The sequence below is a fragment of the Enterobacter cloacae complex sp. S2 genome, assembly GCF_015159675.1.
GTDB classification, from domain to species: domain Bacteria; phylum Pseudomonadota; class Gammaproteobacteria; order Enterobacterales; family Enterobacteriaceae; genus Enterobacter; species Enterobacter intestinihominis.
Map to the genome: position 1 here is coordinate 164,025 of NZ_JADDTS010000002.1, position 17,945 is coordinate 181,969.

General features: G+C 56.0%; 20 protein-coding genes. 5 read left to right on the forward strand and 15 right to left on the reverse strand.

Annotated features, from left to right (window positions below):
• The first annotated feature begins 59 nt into the window (after positions 1-59).
• The 4 genes from yfcG to IPZ49_RS01425 all read left to right on the forward strand — a co-directional run bounded on the left by yfcG (position 60) and on the right by IPZ49_RS01425 (position 2,585).
• Positions 60-689, forward strand: a complete 630-nt coding sequence (yfcG, locus tag IPZ49_RS01410; RefSeq protein ID WP_003861434.1) for a GSH-dependent disulfide bond oxidoreductase — start codon at positions 60-62, stop codon at positions 687-689.
• 75 nt (positions 690-764) lie between these two features.
• Positions 765-1,133: a dihydroneopterin triphosphate 2'-epimerase gene (gene folX, locus IPZ49_RS01415; protein ID WP_003861432.1), complete on the forward strand. Its 369-nt coding sequence runs from the start codon at positions 765-767 to the stop codon at positions 1,131-1,133.
• A 13-nt stretch (positions 1,134-1,146) separates the two neighbouring features.
• On the forward strand, positions 1,147-2,040 hold the full coding sequence (locus IPZ49_RS01420; RefSeq protein WP_058689106.1) for a TIGR01777 family oxidoreductase: 894 nt from the start codon (positions 1,147-1,149) through the stop codon (positions 2,038-2,040).
• A 44-nt stretch (positions 2,041-2,084) separates the two neighbouring features.
• The gene (locus IPZ49_RS01425; protein WP_045343827.1) at positions 2,085-2,585 is read left to right on the forward strand and encodes a GNAT family N-acetyltransferase; all 501 of its coding nucleotides are present in this window, start codon (positions 2,085-2,087) and stop codon (positions 2,583-2,585) included.
• 140 nt (positions 2,586-2,725) lie between these two features.
• On the opposite strand, the gene hisP is transcribed toward IPZ49_RS01425, so the two are convergent.
• From hisP to pdxB, 15 genes are all read right to left on the reverse strand, one after another.
• Positions 2,726-3,499 carry a histidine ABC transporter ATP-binding protein HisP gene (hisP, locus tag IPZ49_RS01430; protein ID WP_003861426.1) on the reverse strand — a complete coding sequence of 258 codons (774 nt, stop codon included), beginning with the start codon at positions 3,497-3,499 and terminating at the stop codon, positions 2,726-2,728.
• Between the two features lie 9 nt (positions 3,500-3,508).
• Positions 3,509-4,222, reverse strand: a complete 714-nt coding sequence (locus tag IPZ49_RS01435) for an ABC transporter permease (RefSeq protein ID WP_003861424.1) — start codon at positions 4,220-4,222, stop codon at positions 3,509-3,511.
• Positions 4,219-4,905, reverse strand: a complete 687-nt coding sequence (locus IPZ49_RS01440; protein WP_015572256.1) for a histidine ABC transporter permease HisQ — start codon at positions 4,903-4,905, stop codon at positions 4,219-4,221. The genes IPZ49_RS01435 and IPZ49_RS01440 overlap by 4 nt, the downstream gene beginning before the upstream one ends.
• Before the next feature lie 88 nt (positions 4,906-4,993).
• Positions 4,994-5,776 (reverse strand): histidine ABC transporter substrate-binding protein HisJ, encoded by a 783-nt coding sequence (gene hisJ / locus IPZ49_RS01445; protein ID WP_045906782.1) that lies wholly within the window; start codon positions 5,774-5,776, stop codon positions 4,994-4,996.
• A 226-nt stretch (positions 5,777-6,002) separates the two neighbouring features.
• Entirely contained in the window at positions 6,003-6,785 is a 783-nt protein-coding gene (gene argT / locus IPZ49_RS01450) for a lysine/arginine/ornithine ABC transporter substrate-binding protein ArgT (protein WP_015572255.1), read from the reverse strand.
• A 290-nt stretch (positions 6,786-7,075) separates the two neighbouring features.
• Entirely contained in the window at positions 7,076-7,645 is a 570-nt protein-coding gene (locus tag IPZ49_RS01455; RefSeq protein WP_015572254.1) for a UbiX family flavin prenyltransferase, read from the reverse strand.
• Between the two features lie 89 nt (positions 7,646-7,734).
• Positions 7,735-9,252: an amidophosphoribosyltransferase gene (gene purF, locus IPZ49_RS01460; protein WP_006811407.1), complete on the reverse strand. Its 1,518-nt coding sequence runs from the start codon at positions 9,250-9,252 to the stop codon at positions 7,735-7,737.
• 33 nt (positions 9,253-9,285) lie between these two features.
• On the reverse strand, positions 9,286-9,774 hold the full coding sequence (cvpA, locus tag IPZ49_RS01465) for a colicin V production protein (RefSeq protein ID WP_000262116.1): 489 nt from the start codon (positions 9,772-9,774) through the stop codon (positions 9,286-9,288).
• A gap of 220 nt (positions 9,775-9,994) precedes the next feature.
• The gene (gene dedD, locus IPZ49_RS01470) at positions 9,995-10,690 is read right to left on the reverse strand and encodes a cell division protein DedD (RefSeq protein WP_017383444.1); all 696 of its coding nucleotides are present in this window, start codon (positions 10,688-10,690) and stop codon (positions 9,995-9,997) included.
• Positions 10,680-11,948: a bifunctional tetrahydrofolate synthase/dihydrofolate synthase gene (folC, locus tag IPZ49_RS01475; RefSeq protein ID WP_063932860.1), complete on the reverse strand. Its 1,269-nt coding sequence runs from the start codon at positions 11,946-11,948 to the stop codon at positions 10,680-10,682. Before folC ends, dedD begins: the two co-directional genes overlap by 11 nt.
• Before the next feature lie 70 nt (positions 11,949-12,018).
• A complete protein-coding gene (accD, locus tag IPZ49_RS01480) occupies positions 12,019-12,924 on the reverse strand; it encodes an acetyl-CoA carboxylase, carboxyltransferase subunit beta (RefSeq protein ID WP_014884667.1) in 906 nt (301 codons plus the stop codon).
• A 154-nt stretch (positions 12,925-13,078) separates the two neighbouring features.
• Entirely contained in the window at positions 13,079-13,738 is a 660-nt protein-coding gene (locus tag IPZ49_RS01485; protein ID WP_003861406.1) for a DedA family protein, read from the reverse strand.
• Between the two features lie 28 nt (positions 13,739-13,766).
• Positions 13,767-14,579 (reverse strand): tRNA pseudouridine(38-40) synthase TruA, encoded by an 813-nt coding sequence (gene truA / locus IPZ49_RS01490; protein WP_045338086.1) that lies wholly within the window; start codon positions 14,577-14,579, stop codon positions 13,767-13,769.
• Positions 14,579-15,592 carry an aspartate-semialdehyde dehydrogenase gene (locus IPZ49_RS01495; protein WP_062938272.1) on the reverse strand — a complete coding sequence of 338 codons (1,014 nt, stop codon included), beginning with the start codon at positions 15,590-15,592 and terminating at the stop codon, positions 14,579-14,581. Before IPZ49_RS01495 ends, truA begins: the two co-directional genes overlap by 1 nt.
• Positions 15,593-15,658: 66 nt before the next feature.
• Positions 15,659-16,795, reverse strand: coding sequence for a 4-phosphoerythronate dehydrogenase PdxB (gene pdxB / locus IPZ49_RS01500; RefSeq protein ID WP_063932859.1), 1,137 nt, complete (start codon positions 16,793-16,795; stop codon positions 15,659-15,661).
• A gap of 111 nt (positions 16,796-16,906) precedes the next feature.
• Between pdxB and flk the strand changes: the two genes are divergently transcribed.
• Positions 16,907-17,911 carry a flagella biosynthesis regulator Flk gene (gene flk, locus IPZ49_RS01505; protein WP_032648972.1) on the forward strand — a complete coding sequence of 335 codons (1,005 nt, stop codon included), beginning with the start codon at positions 16,907-16,909 and terminating at the stop codon, positions 17,909-17,911.
• Positions 17,912-17,945 lie beyond the last annotated feature (34 nt).

Consider the following 17,945-nt stretch of genomic DNA (forward strand, 5'->3'; position numbering starts at 1 on the left):
CAACAAGCACCTATACTGATTTTTTATGGCAACACTATTCGCACTGACAGGAGTTGAGAATGATAGATCTCTATTATGCCCCCACCCCTAATGGCCATAAGATCACCCTCTTTCTCGAAGAAGCCGAAGTGGACTACCGGATCATTCGCGTGGATATCAGTAAAGGCGACCAGTTCCGCCCCGTTTTTCTGGCCATATCGCCCAACAATAAAATTCCGGCCATCATTGATAACCTGCCTTCTGACGGCGGCAAACCGTTAAGCCTGTTTGAGTCTGGAGAGATTTTGCTCTATCTGGCAGAGAAAACCGGCAAGCTCCTGAGCGGTGAGTTGCGCGAGCGTCATCACACGCTGCAATGGTTATTCTGGCAGTCGAGCGGCCTGGGGCCAATGCTGGGGCAGAATCACCACTTTACCGCCTATGCGCCGCAGACAATCCCTTACGCCATTGAGCGATATCAGGTCGAAACCCAGCGCCTGTATGGGGTCCTGAACCGTCGGCTGGAAAAATCACCGTGGCTGGGAGGTGAGCATTACAGCATTGCAGATATCGCCTGCTGGCCGTGGATTAACACCCATGAACGCCACCGGATCGATCTGGCCACTTATCCGGCAGTGAACAACTGGTTTGAGCGCATCCGGACGCGCCCGGCCACCGAACGCGCCATGCAAAAAATCCATCAGATTTGAGCCTGCGCCCCGTTGGGTGCAGGTGTTTTCCTCATGTATGATGAGGTGAAAATACTGACACGGAGAAGACCTGCAATGTCCCAGCATGACGCTATTATTCGTATAAAAAACTTACGCTTACGCACGTTCATTGGTATCAAAGAGGAGGAGATCGCGAATCGCCAGGATATCGTGGTGAATGTAGTGATCCACTACCCGGCAGACAAGGCGCGTGCCAGCGAGGACATCAATGACGCGCTGAACTATCGCACGATCACCAAAAGCATCATCCAGTACGTTGAGAACAACCGTTTTGCGCTACTGGAAAAATTAACTCAGGATGTGCTCGACATCGCACGCGAACACCACTGGGTCACTTATGCTGAAGTGGAGATCGATAAACTTCACGCCCTGCGCTACGCCGACTCCGTCTCCATGACGTTAAGCTGGCAGCGCCAGGCGTAAACCTGGAGGTTGTATGAAGATCCTGCTCACCGGCGGTACGGGCCTGATTGGTCGCCATCTCATTCCACGTTTGCAGGCGTTGCATCACGACATTACCGTGGTCACGCGCAGCCCGGAGAAAGCGCGCCAGGTGCTGGGCGTCGGCGTTGAGATCTGGAAAGGCCTGGCGGAAAGGCAGGATCTGAACGGCTTTGACGCCGTCATCAACCTTGCTGGCGAACCTATCGCCGATAAACGCTGGACCGAAGAGCAAAAACAGCGTTTATGCAGCAGCCGCTGGAACATGACCGAAAGGCTGGTTGAGCTGATTCGCAACAGCGAGACGCCGCCTTCGGTGCTGATTTCCGGCTCTGCTACAGGCTACTATGGCGATCTCGGTGAAGTGGTGGTGACCGAAGAGGAGCCGCCGCACAACGAGTTTACCCATAAACTCTGCGCCCAGTGGGAGCGCATCGCCTGCGCGGCGCAAAGCGATCGTACCCGCGTCTGCCTGCTGCGCACCGGCGTGGTACTTGCGCCGAAGGGTGGTATTCTCGGTAAAATGCTGCCGCCGTTTAAAATGGGGCTTGGCGGGCCCATCGGCAACGGTCGTCAGTATCTGGCGTGGATCCATATCGACGATATGGTCAACGGCATTCTCTGGCTGCTGGATAACGATCTGCGCGGGCCATTTAACATGGTATCCCCTTACCCCGTACGTAATGAACAATTTGCTCACGCCCTGGGGCATGCCCTGCATCGCCCGGCGGTGCTGCGCGTGCCTGCAACGGCGATTCGTCTGTTGATGGGTGAGTCTTCGGTGCTGGTGCTGGGCGGGCAACGCGCGCTGCCAAAACGGCTGGAAGCGGCCGGGTTCACGTTCCGCTGGTATGACCTGGAAGAGGCGCTGGGGGATGTGGAGCAGTGAATATGTTAGAGTTATACGCCATGTCTGGATGAGATGGCGTAACTATGGCAACCATTACCACAACCCGGCTTCACCTCACCCCTTTCGAACCTTCTGACTGGGCGTTCTTCCGCTCTCTGCGTGAAGACCCCGCCATCATGCGCTATATGGCCGCTATCACGCCGGAAAAAGAGACGCGCCGCGTATTTGCCGCGCGCCTGATGGCGGAGCATGTCTTTGTGATCCGTCTGCATAACGACGTTACGCCGCTCGGGGATATCGGCCTGCAAATCAGTGCGGCGAACCGTGAAGAGGCGGATATTGGCTACACGGTTGTGCCTGCCGCGCAGGGAAAAGGCATTGCCAGCGAGGCGCTGCACGCGGTGTGCGAGTATGCATTTAACCAGACGGGCGTGAAGGCGATAAACGCGTACGTGCTGGCAGATAACGTTGGGTCGGTGCGGGTCCTTGAGAAAGCGGGTTTTGTGCGCACGCAGGTGCTGGAGAAGGCGTACGAGATTAACGGCGTACGGTATGACGACTGGGTGTATCGGCTGGAGTGTTGAATGCCGGGCGGCACTGCGTTTGCCCGGCCTACGGGGTTTGTAGGCCCGGTAAGCAAAGCGCCACCGGGCAATTGGGCGGCTCTGCGGCCTGATGCCCTCACCCCGGCCCTCTCCCGCAGGGAGAGGGAGAAAGGCCAAACCTACTTCAACGAGCCTTTCAGGAACTGCTGCAAACGCGGGCTTTGCGGGTTCGCCAGCACCTCGTCCGGATGCCCCTGCTCTTCTATCTTGCCCTGATGCAGAAAGATAACGTGGTTAGAAACGTTACGGGCGAAGCCCATCTCGTGCGTCACCACCACCATCGTTTTGCCCTCTTCCGCCAGCTTTTGCATGATGCGCAGCACTTCGCCAACGAGTTCAGGATCCAGCGCGGAAGTCGGTTCGTCAAACAGCAACACTTCCGGCTCCATCGCCAGCGCACGGGCGATGGAAACACGCTGCTGCTGCCCCCCTGACAGGTGCACCGGATATTTGATCTGCTGCCGCTCGTCGATACCCACTTTCGCCAGGTATTTGACCGCACGCTCGCGGGCTTCCTGCTTGCTTAAGCCGAGCACCTGAACCGGCGCTTCCATCACGTTCTCCAGCACCGTCATGTGGCTCCAGAGGTTGAAGTGCTGGAACACCATCGTCAGGCGTGTGCGCAGCAGGCGCAGCTGGTTTTTATCCGCCACTTTAAGCTGGCCGTCTTTATCACGGACCATATTAATGTTCTGTCCGCTCACCACAATCGATCCTTCGCTCGGCTTTTCGAGGAAGTTGATGCAGCGCAGGAAGGTACTTTTACCCGAACCTGATGAGCCGATAATACTGATCACGTCGCCCGCGTTAGCCTCCAGCGACACCCCTTTCAGCACTTCATGTTCGCCGTAGCGCTTGTGCAAATCAATTACGTTTAATTTGTTCTCAGCCATCATAAATTCTCAGTGCGTCGACGGTTTTATATGCTGCAACCAGCGTTTTTCAGCCTTACGGAACAGACTGATCAGGACGTAAGAAATGATCAAATAGAGCACTGCCGCAATGCCAAACGCCGTAAACGGCTGGTAGGTGGCAGAGTTAATATCGCGGGCAATCTTTAACAGATCCGGTACCGTGGCGGTAAACGCCAGTGCCGTCGAATGCAGCATTAAAATCACTTCGTTGCTGTAGGCCGGCAGCGCAATACGCAGCGCCGAAGGCAGAATAATACAGCGGTAGAGCTTCACGGACGAGAAGCCGTACGCGCGCGCCGCCTCGATCTCACCGTGCGGCACAGAACGGATGGCCCCGGCGAAGATCTCGGTGGTATAGGCGCAGGTATTGAGGGTCAGCGCCAGCACCGTACAGTTCAGACCGCTGCGGAAGAACGCGTTCAGCATCTCGGTGCCTTTCACGATCTCCAGCGTGTACATCCCAGAATAGAACACCAGCAGCTGCACGTACAGCGGCGTACCGCGAAACACGTAGGTGAACAGCCAGATCGGGAACTGGATAAATTTATTGTTCGACACGCGGCCAATGGCGAGAAACACCGCCAGAATGCCGCCCATTACCACCGAGGAGATCAGCAGCCACAGCGTGATGGCCACGCCAGTAAAGCGGTAGCCATCCGTCCACAGCAGGGATTTCCAGTACTCCTGAATAATCTCAATCACAGGTCAGCCCTCTTCACACCCACGGAGTAGCGACGTTCGAGCAGAAGCAGCACACCATTGGAGACGGTCGTAAAGACCAGATAGATCACGCCGCAAACCACCGCAAAATAGAACGGTTCCCAGGTGCTTTTACCCGCCAGCTGCGTGGCCTTCACCACATCTTCCAGACCCAGCAGGGAGACCAGCGCCGTTGCCTTGAGAATAACCTGCCAGTTGTTACCGATGCCCGGCAGCGCGTAGCGCATCATGGCCGGGAACATGATCCGGCGAAACGTTTGTGAGGATGTAAAACCGTAGGCGGTCGCCGCTTCAATATGCCCTTTCGGCACGGCCATGTAAGCGCCGCGGAAAGTCTCAGTGAAATAGGCACCGTAGATAAAACCAAGGGTAATAATACCGGCCACCATCGGGTCGATATCGATCTGCTCCATGCCGATGGCATCCGTCACGCCGTTAAGTGCGATTTGCAGGCCGTAAAAGATCAGCAGCATCAGCACCAGGTCAGGCACGCCGCGAATCAGCGTGGTATAGCCTTCAAATATCAGCGCCAGCGGTCTGTTGGCGGATAATTTTGCCCCCGCGCCCGCCAGGCCTATCAGCACCGCCAGCACCACGGAGCTGATAGCCAGCTCAAGGGTGACAAGCGCGCCCTGTAAAATAACGCCAGAAAATCCGTACAGCATGCCGCGTGCCCTGTCGTCTCGTGAGTGGTGGAACCGTGTCTTTTCCCCTCCCGCAACGGGAGGGGCCGCACGTTATCAGACGGGGCGATTAGCCGCCGTAAATGTTAAAATCGAAGTACTTTTTAGCCAGCTTGTCATAGGTGCCGTCCGCGCGCATCTCGGCGAACGCTTTGTTCAGGGCTTCACGCAGTTCGTTGTCTTCTTTACGCAGGCCCATACCGGTACCGACGCCAAAGAGTTTTTCGTCCTTAATGGACGGACCGCCGAACTTGTAATCTTTACCCACAGGCTGTTTCAGGAAGCCTTCGCTTGCCGCCACTTCATCCTGGAATGCCGCGTCAATACGGCCTGCCGTGAGGTCTGCGTAGATGTTTTCCTGGCCCTGGTAAGAGACAATTTCAATCCCCTTTGGCGCCCAGTGCTCGTTGCCGTAGGTTTCCTGCGTCGTACCCTGCAACACGCCCACGCGTTTGCCTTTCAGAGATTCAAGGGTTGGCTGAATGTCAGAGGATTTCGCCACCACCAGACGTGAGTCCGCCGCATAGAGTTTGTCCGTGAAGGCAATCTCCTGCTGACGTTTTTCTGTGATGGACAGGGAGGACATGATCACGTCAATTTTCTTCGCTTTCAGGGACGGGATCAGCGCATCCAGCGGGTTTTCAACGTAGGTACATTGCACTTTAATGCGTTTGCACAGCTCGTTAGCCAGATCGATGTCAAAACCGACCAGTTCCCCCTTCGCATTCTTCGATTCGAAAGGTGCATAGGTTGGGTCAGTTCCAATACGAATTTTCTGCGGAATTGCTGCGAATGCCGCGGTGGCGCTGGAAAAAGCCAGTACCAGAGAAAGTGACAACACCAGTTTTTTCATATCTGTCCTCAACAAACTGTCTTAATACGAGATTTTTACGACGACGGGGTGTTGTTAATGTGCCATTAATCCCCTCATTCAGGCAAAGATTAATGCCTTTGAACGGGAATTTTTGCATTTTAAATGCTTAACTATGCACACAGCGATCCAGTATGGTGCATGTGTTGCACCATACTGGAACATAACCCCGTTAAGATGCACCACTTCAGTGCATCTTATTCAGGCATTAATCACCGTAGACGTTGAAATCGAAGTATTTCTTCGCCAGTTTGTCGTAGGTACCGTCTTTACGCAGCTCATTAAACGCTTTGTCGAAGGCGGCTTTCAGCTCGGTATCATCCTTACGCAGGCCAATACCGGTACCGTCGCCAAAGTATTTTTTGTCTTTTACCGACGGGCCGGCAAAGGCGTACTCTTTACCCGCAGGCTGTTTCAGGAAGCCTTCGCTCGCGGCGACTTCATCCTGAAACGCGGCATCCAGACGGCCTGCCGCCAGGTCAGAGTAGATCAGATCCTGGTTCTGGTAAGCCACAACATCGACGCCCTTCTCGCGCCAGTTAGCATTGGCGTAACCTTCCTGGGTCGAGCCCTGAAGCACGCCAACATGTTTGCCTTTCAGCGAGTCGATGGTCGGCTGGATTGGCGAGCCTTTCGCGGCAATCAGACGTGAGTCGGCAGCGTAGAGCTTCTCAGAGAAGGCGATCTCCTGCTGACGTTTTTCCGTGATGGAGAGAGAAGAGATAATGGCATCAATTTTCTTGGCTTTCAGCGACGGGATCAGCGCGTCAAAGTCACTGCCCACCCATGTGCATTTCACTTCCATGCGTTTGCACATCTCATTTCCCAGATCGATATCAAACCCCACGAAGTCGCCTTTCGCATCCTTGGAGGAGAATGGCGCGTAGGTTGCGTCTGTACCGATACGAACTGTCTGTGGAAGCGCTGCATAGCTACTTGCTGCTGCACTCAAGCCCACGAGCAAAGACAGAGCCAGAACCGTCTTCTTCATACATTTACCCTCAAGAACCGTGATTTTATTATGGTTTATGTTGTGTGTTGTGTTGCAGGCTGTTCTTGCAGGTCTTATGCCACATTGTCGTCGGGTTAAAACTTCGACGTTAAATATGTTAATAAAACGTTGCAATACTGCCTTAATGGTGAAAGATAGCAGGTCTGCCGAACGAACCGGAAAGAGAAAAAGGGAAAAAGCGAATTAAATGTCGAGGATATGATCGCGGTTGCAGTTTTGCCCTGAAACAGGGCAAATTGTCTTTTCATGCACCTTGTTTGTGCACAGCTTCACGCCCCCTGCCAGCGGGTAAAGAGATCTTCCGGCAGGTCGATATCGAACTGATCCAGTACGCGGTTAACGGTCTGGTTGATGACATCGTCCAGCGTTTGCGGACGATGATAGAACGCGGGGACCGGCGGCATAATCACGGCCCCCAGTTCGGCTGCCTGCGTCATTAAACGCAGATGTCCCAGGTGCAGCGGCGTTTCCCGCACGCAGAGCACCAGAGGACGACGCTCTTTCAGCACCACATCCGCTGCACGCGTCACCAGCGTGTCGGTATAGCTGTTTACAATGCCGGAAAGAGTTTTAATCGAACAGGGCAAAATAACCATGCCGGCCGTTTTAAACGAGCCCGAAGAGATGCTGGCGGCGATATCGCGGGCATCGTGGACAACGTCAGCCAGGGCCTGAACGTCGCGCAGGGAGAGATCGGTTTCAAGAGAGAGGGTCTGACGCGCCGCCTGGCTCATCACCAGATGGGTTTCTACGCCTGCAACGTCACGCAGCACCTGTAAAAGCCGGACGCCATAAATCGCGCCGCTGGCACCGCTGATCCCTACAATGAGTCGTTTCATGATTTTCGCCCTTGCTGATTTCAGGGCAGACTGTGCAGGATTTTACGGGGAGTTGCAAGTGAGGGCGAGCGCCCTCACCTGCATACGCATCAACCTTCGTTGTGCATCTCTAAGCTTTCGAGATCGTTTTGCAGCTGGACGGCTTTCGCATCGTCGTTACGCAGCGAATCCAGATAGTCGAGATACTGCTGGTCAACGTCTTTCGTTACGTAGATCCCATTGAATACCGAGCATTCGAACTGCTGAATATCCGGGTTCTCGGCGCGCACCGCGTCGATCAGATCGTTCAGATCCTGGAAAATCAGGCCGTCGGCACCGATGATCTGCCGAATTTCGTCTACTTCACGACCGTGAGCAATCAGCTCGTTAGCGGTTGGCATATCAATGCCATACACGTTCGGGAAGCGAATTTCCGGCGCTGCGGAGGCGAGATACACTTTCTTCGCCCCGGCCTCACGCGCCATCTCGATGATCTGCTCAGACGTCGTGCCGCGCACAATGGAGTCGTCCACCAGCAGCACGTTCTTGTCGCGGAACTCGGCACGGTTAGCGTTCAGCTTACGACGTACGGACTTACGACGCAGCTGCTGGCCCGGCATGATAAAGGTGCGGCCCACGTAGCGGTTTTTCACGAAGCCCTGACGGTACGGCTTGTCCAGAATACGGGCAATTTCCAGCGCGATATCACAGGAGGTTTCAGGGATTGGGATGACGACATCAATGTCGAGATCGTCCCACTCGCGGGCAATCTTCTCGCCCAGCTTCGTCCCCATGTTGACGCGCGCGCTGTAAACGGAAATCTTGTCGATGAACGAGTCCGGACGCGCGAAGTAAACGTATTCGAACAGGCACGGGTTGCTCACCGGGTTGTCGGCGCACTGACGGGTAAACAGCTGGCCCTTCTCAGTGATGTAGACCGCTTCGCCTGGCGCGACATCACGCAGGAATTCGAAGCCCAGAGTGTCCAGCGCCACGCTTTCGGAGGCAACCATGTACTCGGAACGGCCATCGCCGAGGTCACGTTTGCCGAGCACCAGCGGGCGAATGCCGTTTGGATCGCGGAAGGCCACCATGCCGTGACCGATTATCATCGCCACGCAAGCGTACGCGCCACGGATCAGGCGGTTAGTCGCGGCAACGGCGGCAAAAATGTTGTCTGCTTCCAGCGGATAATGGCGGAAGTTATCCAGTTCGCTGGCAAAGATATTGAGCAGGATTTCAGAATCAGAGGTGGTGTTAATGTGGCGACGTTTCTCTTCGAACAGCTTTTTACGCAGCTCGTGGGCATTGGTCAGATTGCCATTGTGGGCAAGCGTGATGCCATACGGGGAGTTAACGTAAAAAGGCTGAGCCTCAGAGGCGCTGGAACTGCCAGCAGTAGGATAACGAACGTGACCGATCCCCATATTACCTTGCAGACGCTGCATATGGCGGGCTTCAAACACATCGTTTACCAGGCCATTCGCCTTGCGTAAACGGAAGCAGTTGTTTGCATCAATGGTGATGATACCCGCAGCATCCTGCCCACGGTGCTGAAGCACCGTTAACGCGTCATAAATCGACTGGTTTACCGGCATGAAACCGGCGATACCGACAATACCGCACATTCGTCTTTTCCTCGTTAAGCCACATCTCAGGGTTTATGCCCTGGGCAAGAAACTCGACGAGCTTTGCAGATAGTCAAAGAACCATCTGATGATGAAGCTGAACTCCGGAATGAGCTGCGATTTTTGCCAGTCTTCACTTTTGGAGAACCCGGTAAAGGTATCCAGGAAGAACAGGATCGCGGCCACAATGAGCACGCCTCGCAACGCGCCGAAACAGATGCCGAGTACCCTGTCCGTTCCTGACAGACCGGTTTTCTCGACCAGCTGACCTATCACGTAATTGACGATAGCGCCGACAATCAGCGTCGCGATAAACAGCACCGCGATGGCGATTCCGTTTCGGACCAGTTCATCTTCAAAGCCCGTGAACCAGACAGACAGGTAAGTGTAGTAATGACTGGCAACAAAGAAAGCACAACCCCAGGTTACCAGCGATAACGCTTCACGAACAAAGCCACGGATCAGGCTAACCAGACAGGAAAAACCAATCACCGCAATGATGGCGTAATCAATCCAGACCATATGTGTCCCACGATTAAACGCCCTGTCATCCAGTTCGGGGCGAATTCTAACAGAAAAAGAAAACGTTTGCGTAGGGATTTCCTTCCCACGCGTAAATAAAAAAGGCGCTGAAAAAATGCTCAACGCCACCGCACCTTTGACGTTTCTGTGAACGTCTGCCTCCCCCTCACCCCGGCCCTCTCCCTCAAGGGAGAGGGTTAGGGTGAGGGGGTAATTTCTATCAGTTTGCGCTGTAGTTCATCACCACACCGCTCAGGCCGGAGATTTGCTTCAGCTCGCCAAGCGAACCTTTGAGCTTATCTTTAGACGCATCCGGCCCGACGAGGATACGGGTAATTTTACCCTGTACCGGCGTGGTGGGTGAAGTATAAACACGGTATCCCGCGCCGCGCAGTTTACTCACGATCTCATTGACCTTATCTGCATTTTTCAACGCACCGAGCTGAACGACATAGGCTTTACCCGTAGGGGCGGCCTCCTGCTGGGTCTGTTTGGCCGGTGGCGGCGTTTCCGTTGCCGCAGCCAGCTGCTCGTCGGCTTTGTCACGCTGCGGTTTAGGCTGCGTTTTCTCTACCGGCTTCGGTTTTTCAACCGGTTTGGGTTGCTCTACCGGTACAGGATCGATTTCAACGTTGTTATTCGCGGCCAGACGCGACGGATCAAGAGACGGCGCGGCTGCATCACCTGCGCGCACCTCTTCCGCTGCACCTTCTGGCGGCTGGGCAGGCAGCGCCTGCGTTGCCGCTGGCAGCATATCGGGCTCGTCGCGATCGCCCGGTTTGGGTACCAGCGGAATGGCCGCAAATTCATCCTGGTAATGCTTTTTTTGCCCGTCGAGCAGTCCCGGGAGAATAATCACCCCGAGCGCGACCAGCACAATGGTTCCTGTTAAACGGTTCTGAAACTTACTCGCCACCGGTTCTCCCCGCGTCCATCACTTCCATGACATGTGCCACCGTGTGGAATGACCCACACACCAGCACGGTATCTTCTGGTTTAGCCTCCGCCATCGCGGCACGCCAGGCCGAAACCACACTGCTGTAGATTTCGCCTTTGCCGAGATGTTCCATCAACTGCTCAGCAGTCGCGCCGCGCGGCCCTTCCAGAGGAGCACAATACCAGCTATCGACCACACTCTCCATGCAGGCCAGCGTGCCGCCGATATCTTTATCATGAAGCATACCGATAACCGCCAGCACGCGCCCGGTTTTTGGTAACGATTTGAGACGTCCTGCGAGGTACGCCGCCGCATGCGGATTATGTGCAACATCCAGAATCAGACGCGGCGACTCACTCACAATCTGAAAACGTCCCGGTAACAGTGCGTTCTGAATGCCATCGCGGATCGCCTGCTCGCTTACCGCTAATCCGCTGGCGCGCAGGGCTGCCAGCGCAGTCGCCGCGTTAGGCTGTGGCACCTGCGGCAGCGGCAGATTCTCCAGCACGCCCTGCGCATCGCTGAAGCGCCAGCCTTTGTCCTGCACCTCATACTGCCAGTCCACGCCGCGACGCAGCAGACGAGCGCCCTTCTCTTTCGCTACCTCAGCAATGGTGTGCGGCATGTCCGGCTCGCCTACCACGGCAGGCTTATTGGCCCGGAAAATACCGGCCTTCTCACGGCCAATGCTCTCGCGGTCCGGGCCCAGCCAGTCGGTGTGATCCAGCGCGATGCTGGTGACGACGGAGACATCCGCATCCACCATATTGGTGGCATCCAGACGCCCGCCCAACCCCACTTCCAGGATCACCACGTCCAGCTGCGCCTGCTTAAACAGCCACAGCGCCGACAGGGTGCCGTATTCGAAATAGGTTAATGAGGTTTCGCCGCGCGCAGCTTCGATAGCGGCAAACGACGCCGTATGGGCGGATTCCGCCAGCTCGGTGTTTTGCACGCGCACGCGCTCGGTATAGCGCACCAGATGCGGCGAGCTGTAAACGCCAACCTTGTACCCCGCCGCCATCAGGACAGATTCCAGCGTGCGGCAGGTGGTGCCTTTACCGTTAGTGCCGGCCACGGTAAATACGAAAGGCGCGGGTTTCAACACGTCAAGACGCGCGGCAACCTGGCTTACGCGCTCAAGGCCCATGTCGATAGTTTTACTGTGCAGGTTTTCCAGATAAGAAAGCCACGCGGCCAGGGGCGACGTGGCTTGAGGAATGCTTTTATTTTCCATGATGCCCGGTTGTCATTAACGGTTTAGAAAGCAAAAGGGCAGCGCCATTCGGCCCTGCCCTTTTCAGTTATCAGGCCTCGGGTTCCTGATCCGGTACCACCACGCCTTCGCGCGGCTCGTCCGGGTTCGGCGCCGGCAGATTCATCAGCTTCGCCAGGACGCTTGCCAGTTTCAGGCGCATTTCCGGACGGCGGACGATCATGTCGATGGCGCCCTTCTCAATGAGGAACTCACTGCGCTGGAAGCCCGGCGGCAGTTTCTCACGTACGGTCTGCTCGATAACGCGAGGACCCGCAAAGCCGATCAGCGCTTTTGGCTCAGCGATGTTCAGGTCGCCCAGCATCGCGAAGCTTGCAGAAACGCCGCCCATGGTTGGATCGGTCAGTACCGAGATGTACGGCAGACCGCGCTCCTGCATTTTCGCCAGCGCCGCAGAGGTTTTCGCCATCTGCATCAGGGACATCAGCGCTTCCTGCATACGTGCGCCACCGGAGGCGGAGAAGCAGATCAGCGGGCAGTTGTCTTCCAGCGCCTGCTCAACGGCACGCACGAAGCGCGCGCCAACCACAGAGCCCATTGAGCCGCCCATAAAGGAGAACTCAAACGCGGCGGCAACCACCGGCATCTCGTGCAGGGTGCCTTTCATGACGATCAGCGCGTCTTTCTCGCCGGTCTCTTTCTGCGCAGAGGCCAGACGATCTTTGTATTTTTTGGAGTCGCGGAACTTAAGCACATCTTTTGGCTCCAGTTCGCTGCCCAGTTCTACCAGAGAACCTTCGTCCAGCAGGCTATGCAGGCGGTTGCGCGCCGACATACGCATATGGTGGTCACACTTCGGACACACCTCAAGATTGCGTTCCAGCTCTGCGCGATACAGAACCTGGCCGCAGCTATCACACTTCGTCCATACCCCTTCAGGAATGCTTGCTTTACGCGTTGGGGTAATGTTGCTTTTAATTCGTTCAATCCAGCTCATTGATAACCTTTCTGCCTGAACCTGGTCGTATGCCAGTTTTGCTGTAAGAGGCGAATAATGCCATTTTTGCCTCCAACAGACCATGAATGTTGCACATTAAAACATAACAGCCCGAAACTTTGGATAAAAAAGTGGTCGAACCGCCAGCGTGCATTTACTTCGCTTGCTTTGCCGCCGCGCGTTTGTGACGGATAATTTCGATTACGCCAGGCAGTACGGAAAGCACAATAATCGCTACAATCAGTAACTTAAGGTTTTCCTGAACCACCGGCAGATCGCCAAACAGGTAGCCTGCATAGGTGAACAGCAGCACCCACAGCAGCGCGCCCACCACGTTGTACATGGCAAAATGACGATAGGACATGTGACCCATTCCCGCCACAAACGGTGCAAATGTACGCACAATAGGCACAAAACGGGCAAGGATAATGGTCTTACCGCCATGGCGCTCATAGAACGCATGGGTCTTATCTAAATAACTGCGGCGGAAAATCTTCGAGTCCGGATTACTGAACAACCGCTCGCCAAACACCCGCCCGATGGTGTAGTTGACCGCATCACCAACAATCGCGGCGATGATCATCAGGACCACCATCAGATGGACATTCAGGTCATTCGTTGGCAGTGCGGATAACGCGCCCGCCACGAACAGCAGTGAATCTCCCGGCAGGAACGGCGTAACCACAAGGCCGGTTTCACAGAACAGAATGAGGAACAGAATGGCGTACACCCAGACGCCGTACTGTGCGACCAGCTCCGCCAGGTGAACATCAATATGCAGGATGAAATCAATCAGAAAACGTATTACGTCCATATTGTCTAAGCCCTAATTGCACCTTTGTTTAGTCCGCTAAAAACAGCGGGCCCATTGGCGGTTTTGGCAGGTCGAACCGGTCCGGATAATCCACCGAAACCAGATACAGACCTTCCGCTTTCGCCGTTGCTGCCGCAAGCGTTCTGTCCTTCGCTGCCAGCAGTTCTGCAATCCAGCTCTCCGGCTGGTGTCCGGCGCCCACTTCCATCAGGCTGCCTACAATATTCCGCACCATATGATGTACAAAGGCATTGGCTTTGATATCCACCACCACATACGCGCCATAACGACTGACGTTAATGTGCATGACGTTACGCCACGGCGTACGGGACTGACACTGCACCGCACGAAACGACGTAAAATCATTCTCTCCAATCAGACACTGCGCCGCACGCTGCATACGTTCTGCATCCAGCGGTTCATAAAAATGCGTCACGCCCTGGCTTAACACCGCCGGGCGCAGGCGCTGGTTATAGATGACATAACGGTAGCGCCGCGCCGTCGCGCTGAAACGCGCGTGAAAATCATCCGGCACAGCTTTCACCCAACGTGCGGCAATGTCACCAGGCAAATTCGCATTTACACCCAGCGTCCAGGCCGCGTCTTTGCGCACGGCGGTGGTGTCAAAATGCACCACCTGCCCCGTGCCGTGAACGCCGGCATCGGTGCGGCCCGCACAGAAGACGCTTATCGGTTCATTCGCCACCTGAGAGAGCGCTTTCTCCAGCTTCTCCTGGACGCTGCGCACCTCATTCTGCCGCTGCCAGCCATAGTATTTACTGCCATCGTATTCAATGCCGAGGGCAATTCTGTGGACCGGCTTTTGTTCCACATCTGACATCAGTACAGATACTCCTGCACCAGTTTCTCCGCGATTTTGACCGCCATCAGCGCGCCGCCAAAACGCACGTTGTCGGCAACGGACCAGAACTGCACCTGCTCCGGCATACCGTAATCGTTACGCACGCAGCCCACAGAGAGATGCGCGCTGCCGGTGGCGTCGCCCACCTGCGTCGGGAATTCGCTCTCTTCGGACAGGACAATGTCCTCACCGCGGCCAAACGCGTCGCGGGCTTCTTCAGCCGCCAGCGGACGCAGGGCTTCAAACCCGACCATCTGCGCGTGGCCGTAAAAGACCGGAGACTGCACGACATTCGCGGAGATCATCAGCCCGTCATCCTGCAAAATTTTGCGTGCTTCATCGACGATACGACGCTCTTCCCGCACCGAACCTTCACGATCCGGCAGCAGCGGCAGCATGTTGAACGCCAGCTGGCGGCCAAAGAAATCATCTTCGTCGATCGGGATACCGTTCAGCAGCTTCGCGCTCTGCCCTGCCAGTGCGTCTACGGCTTTTTTACCGTTAGCGGAGGCTGAAAGCAGGCTGGTCACGGAAATACGCGACAGGCCACCGTCGTCGATCAGCGGCTTCAGCGCGGTCAGCAACTGGCTGGTGAGACTGTTCGGTACTGCAATGATGTTGCGGTTGCGGTAGTCAGCCAGCACAAACGGGTTGACGTCCGGCGCCACCAGCGGCACATCCGGCTCCAGGGAGAACAGGCCGCTCAGGTCGATCACCAGACAGCCTGAATTTGTCGCTTCTTCAATGTAAGACGCCGTGGCTTCCGCACCTGCGGCAAAAAACGCCAGCTGAGCCTGCGTCCAGTCAAACGCGGCGGCGTCCTGCACCATCACGGATTTGCCGCCGAAACGCAGATGTTCTCCTGCGCTGTCGGTACGCGCCAGTGCGTAAATCTCACCCACCGGGAACTGACGCTCAGCAAGGGTTTCAAGCAGGGCTTCGCCCACGGCGCCAGTGGCACCCAAAATGGCAATGTTCCAGCCTTCAGACATGGTGGTTTACTCCAGAAATAAAAAGCGTCCCTGCCGGAGCATCCGACAGGGAGCATTAAGAAGACATTAACGTGCCGGGTGGTGAACGGCGTTAAATCCCAGTTTATGCAGCAGCCCCGCCGCTGACGCGTCATCGCACATGACATACAGGGAAGACCACTCGCGGCGCTCAAGGTAATTTTTGCGCAGCTTGTCAAACTCACCCGGAATACCCGCCACTTTACGCAGCAGCGCGTCATCGCGGCGCACATCATACACCAAATGCACCAGTCTTTTCAGCGTTGCCTCATCCAGCGGGCCATGAAGGGTAATGCGGCCGAATTCCGGGGCGGGCAGCAGCGTATCCAGCGCCACCTGCTGCGGATGGCCGATAAAGGCGCTGTAAGCCTCAAACACCTGGGTTGTGCCACGCGCTTTGCCTTCAAGGGTATAACCCGCGATATGCGCGGTACCCACGTCCACCTTATTCAGCAAGGCGACGTTAAGATCCGGCTCTGGTTCCCAGACGTCCAGCACCACGCTAAGCTCTTGTCCTTCGTCGAGACATGCCAGCAGCGCCGCGTTATCCACCACCGGTCCCCGGCAGGCATTTATCAGAATAGTGCCAGCCTTCAGACGGCGGATCAGCTTTTCGTCGGCCAGGTGCAGAGTCTTGTACGGCCCCTCTTTAAAGAGCGGCGTATGGAAGGTGATGACGTCGCACTCGTCGACCAGCTCTTCCAGCGTGCGGAAGTCGCCTTCATCGCCGTTATCCTTACGCGGCGGATCGCACAGCAGGGTGCGGATACCCCAGGCTTCCAGACGCTTTTGCAGACGTCCGCCCACGTTGCCCACCCCCACAATCCCGACGGTGCGGTCTTTCAGCGCAAAACCATCGCGCTCGGCCAGCATCAATAGCGAGGAGAAAACATATTCCACGACGGCAATGGCGTTACAGCCTGGCGCCGCGGAAAAACCAATCCCCGCCTGCTTAAGCCACTGGTCATCCACATGATCGGTCCCGGCCGTTGCCGTCCCGACAAATTTAACACCTTTGCCGGTGAGCAGTGCCTCATTTACTTTGGTCACCGAGCGCACCATCAGGGCGTCTGCATCGTCCAGTTCGCTGACCGGAATCGGGCGACCAGGGACAGCCTTAACCTCACCCAAGCGGCTGAACAGCTCACGGGCGTAAGGCATATTTTCATCAACGAGGATTTTCACGTCTGAGTACCTGTTTGAGAGGAAGTAAACCTGCCAAGTGTGCCATAATCTCGCCGCCGGGCATATATCTCCGCCCGGTTACGCAGAGTTTGACTTTAAGGATTTTTGACGATGCAGCCCATTTCAGGTACGCCTCCGCGCCCTCCGGGTGAAGGCCCCGTAACGCCCAACACGCCAGGCGAACAACCGCTCTCCACGCAGCAACGCACCGTACTGGAGCGTCTGATCACGCGTCTTATTGCGTTAACCTCACAGCAAAACGCAGAGGTATGGGCCGGCGTTAAGCACGATTTGGGCGTAAGAAACGATGCGCCGCTACAGTCGCGCCATTTCCCTGCCGCCGAACAAAACCTGAACCAGCGTCTTACAAGCGCACAGCAGCAACATACTACCCGCCAGATTATCTCGCAGCTGACCGAGCTATTGGGCCAGGGGAATAATCGCCAGGCGGTGAGTGATTTTATCCGTCAACAGTACGGTCATACCGCCCTGAGCCAGCTTTCGCAAGAACAGCTGAAAACCGTGTTGACCCTGCTGCAAAGCAATCAGCTTTCTATCCCGCAGCCGCAACAGCGCCCGTCTACAGAACGGCCATTGCAGCCTGCGGAGCATAATACGCTCAAGCAGATGGTCACTAAACTGGCTGCTGCTACCGGCGAACCCACAAAGCTTATCTGGCAATCTATGCTGGAACTTTCCGGTGTGAAAGCGGGCGAGATGATCCCGGCAAAACAGTTTACCCATCTGGTCACCTGGCTCCAGGCGCGTCAGACGCTCAGCACCCAGAGCGCCCCGACCCTGCACAGCGTACAGGCGGCGCTGAAACAACCGCTGGAACCGCACGAGTTCGATATGATTCGGGATTACGCTCAGCAGAGCTGGCAGGCTACGCCGCAAACGGTGCTGACCACCGCGCAGGTGCAGGATGTGCTCAATCAGATCTTCATTCGCCGCGCCGAGCGGGAAGGCGGCGTGCCGGAGGTAAGAAACATTCAGCCGATCTACAGCCCGCTGTTTGCCCCCGTAGTTGATACGTTCAAAACGCTTTCTTCCCGTCCGGGATTGATGTTTATCGCGTTGGTGATTGCGCTGGCGATTTTCTGGCTGGTTGCTTAAAACTGCCGGGTGGCGGCTACGCCTTACCCGGCCT

Bases quoted from the DNA above. Each gene is read 5' to 3' on its own strand.
- cvpA (WP_000262116.1), bottom strand. From the start codon at position 9,774: ATGGTCTGGATTGATTACGCCATCATTGCGGTGATTGGTTTTTCCTGT.
- IPZ49_RS01425 (WP_045343827.1), top strand. From the start codon at position 2,085: ATGGCAACCATTACCACAACCCGGCTTCACCTCACCCCTTTCGAACCT.
- folX (WP_003861432.1), top strand. From the start codon at position 765: ATGTCCCAGCATGACGCTATTATTCGTATAAAAAACTTACGCTTACGC.
- IPZ49_RS01485 (WP_003861406.1), bottom strand. From the start codon at position 13,738: ATGGACGTAATACGTTTTCTGATTGATTTCATCCTGCATATTGATGTT.
- IPZ49_RS01420 (WP_058689106.1), top strand. From the start codon at position 1,147: ATGAAGATCCTGCTCACCGGCGGTACGGGCCTGATTGGTCGCCATCTC.
- yfcG (WP_003861434.1), top strand. From the start codon at position 60: ATGATAGATCTCTATTATGCCCCCACCCCTAATGGCCATAAGATCACC.
- purF (WP_006811407.1), bottom strand. From the start codon at position 9,252: ATGTGCGGTATTGTCGGTATCGCCGGTTTCATGCCGGTAAACCAGTCG.
- folC (WP_063932860.1), bottom strand. From the start codon at position 11,948: ATGGAAAATAAAAGCATTCCTCAAGCCACGTCGCCCCTGGCCGCGTGG.
- IPZ49_RS01455 (WP_015572254.1), bottom strand. From the start codon at position 7,645: ATGAAACGACTCATTGTAGGGATCAGCGGTGCCAGCGGCGCGATTTAT.
- IPZ49_RS01440 (WP_015572256.1), bottom strand. From the start codon at position 4,905: ATGCTGTACGGATTTTCTGGCGTTATTTTACAGGGCGCGCTTGTCACC.
- hisJ (WP_045906782.1), bottom strand. From the start codon at position 5,776: ATGAAAAAACTGGTGTTGTCACTTTCTCTGGTACTGGCTTTTTCCAGC.
- accD (WP_014884667.1), bottom strand. From the start codon at position 12,924: ATGAGCTGGATTGAACGAATTAAAAGCAACATTACCCCAACGCGTAAA.
- truA (WP_045338086.1), bottom strand. From the start codon at position 14,579: ATGTCAGATGTGGAACAAAAGCCGGTCCACAGAATTGCCCTCGGCATT.
- argT (WP_015572255.1), bottom strand. From the start codon at position 6,785: ATGAAGAAGACGGTTCTGGCTCTGTCTTTGCTCGTGGGCTTGAGTGCA.
- flk (WP_032648972.1), top strand. From the start codon at position 16,907: ATGCAGCCCATTTCAGGTACGCCTCCGCGCCCTCCGGGTGAAGGCCCC.
- hisP (WP_003861426.1), bottom strand. From the start codon at position 3,499: ATGGCTGAGAACAAATTAAACGTAATTGATTTGCACAAGCGCTACGGC.
- IPZ49_RS01495 (WP_062938272.1), bottom strand. From the start codon at position 15,592: ATGTCTGAAGGCTGGAACATTGCCATTTTGGGTGCCACTGGCGCCGTG.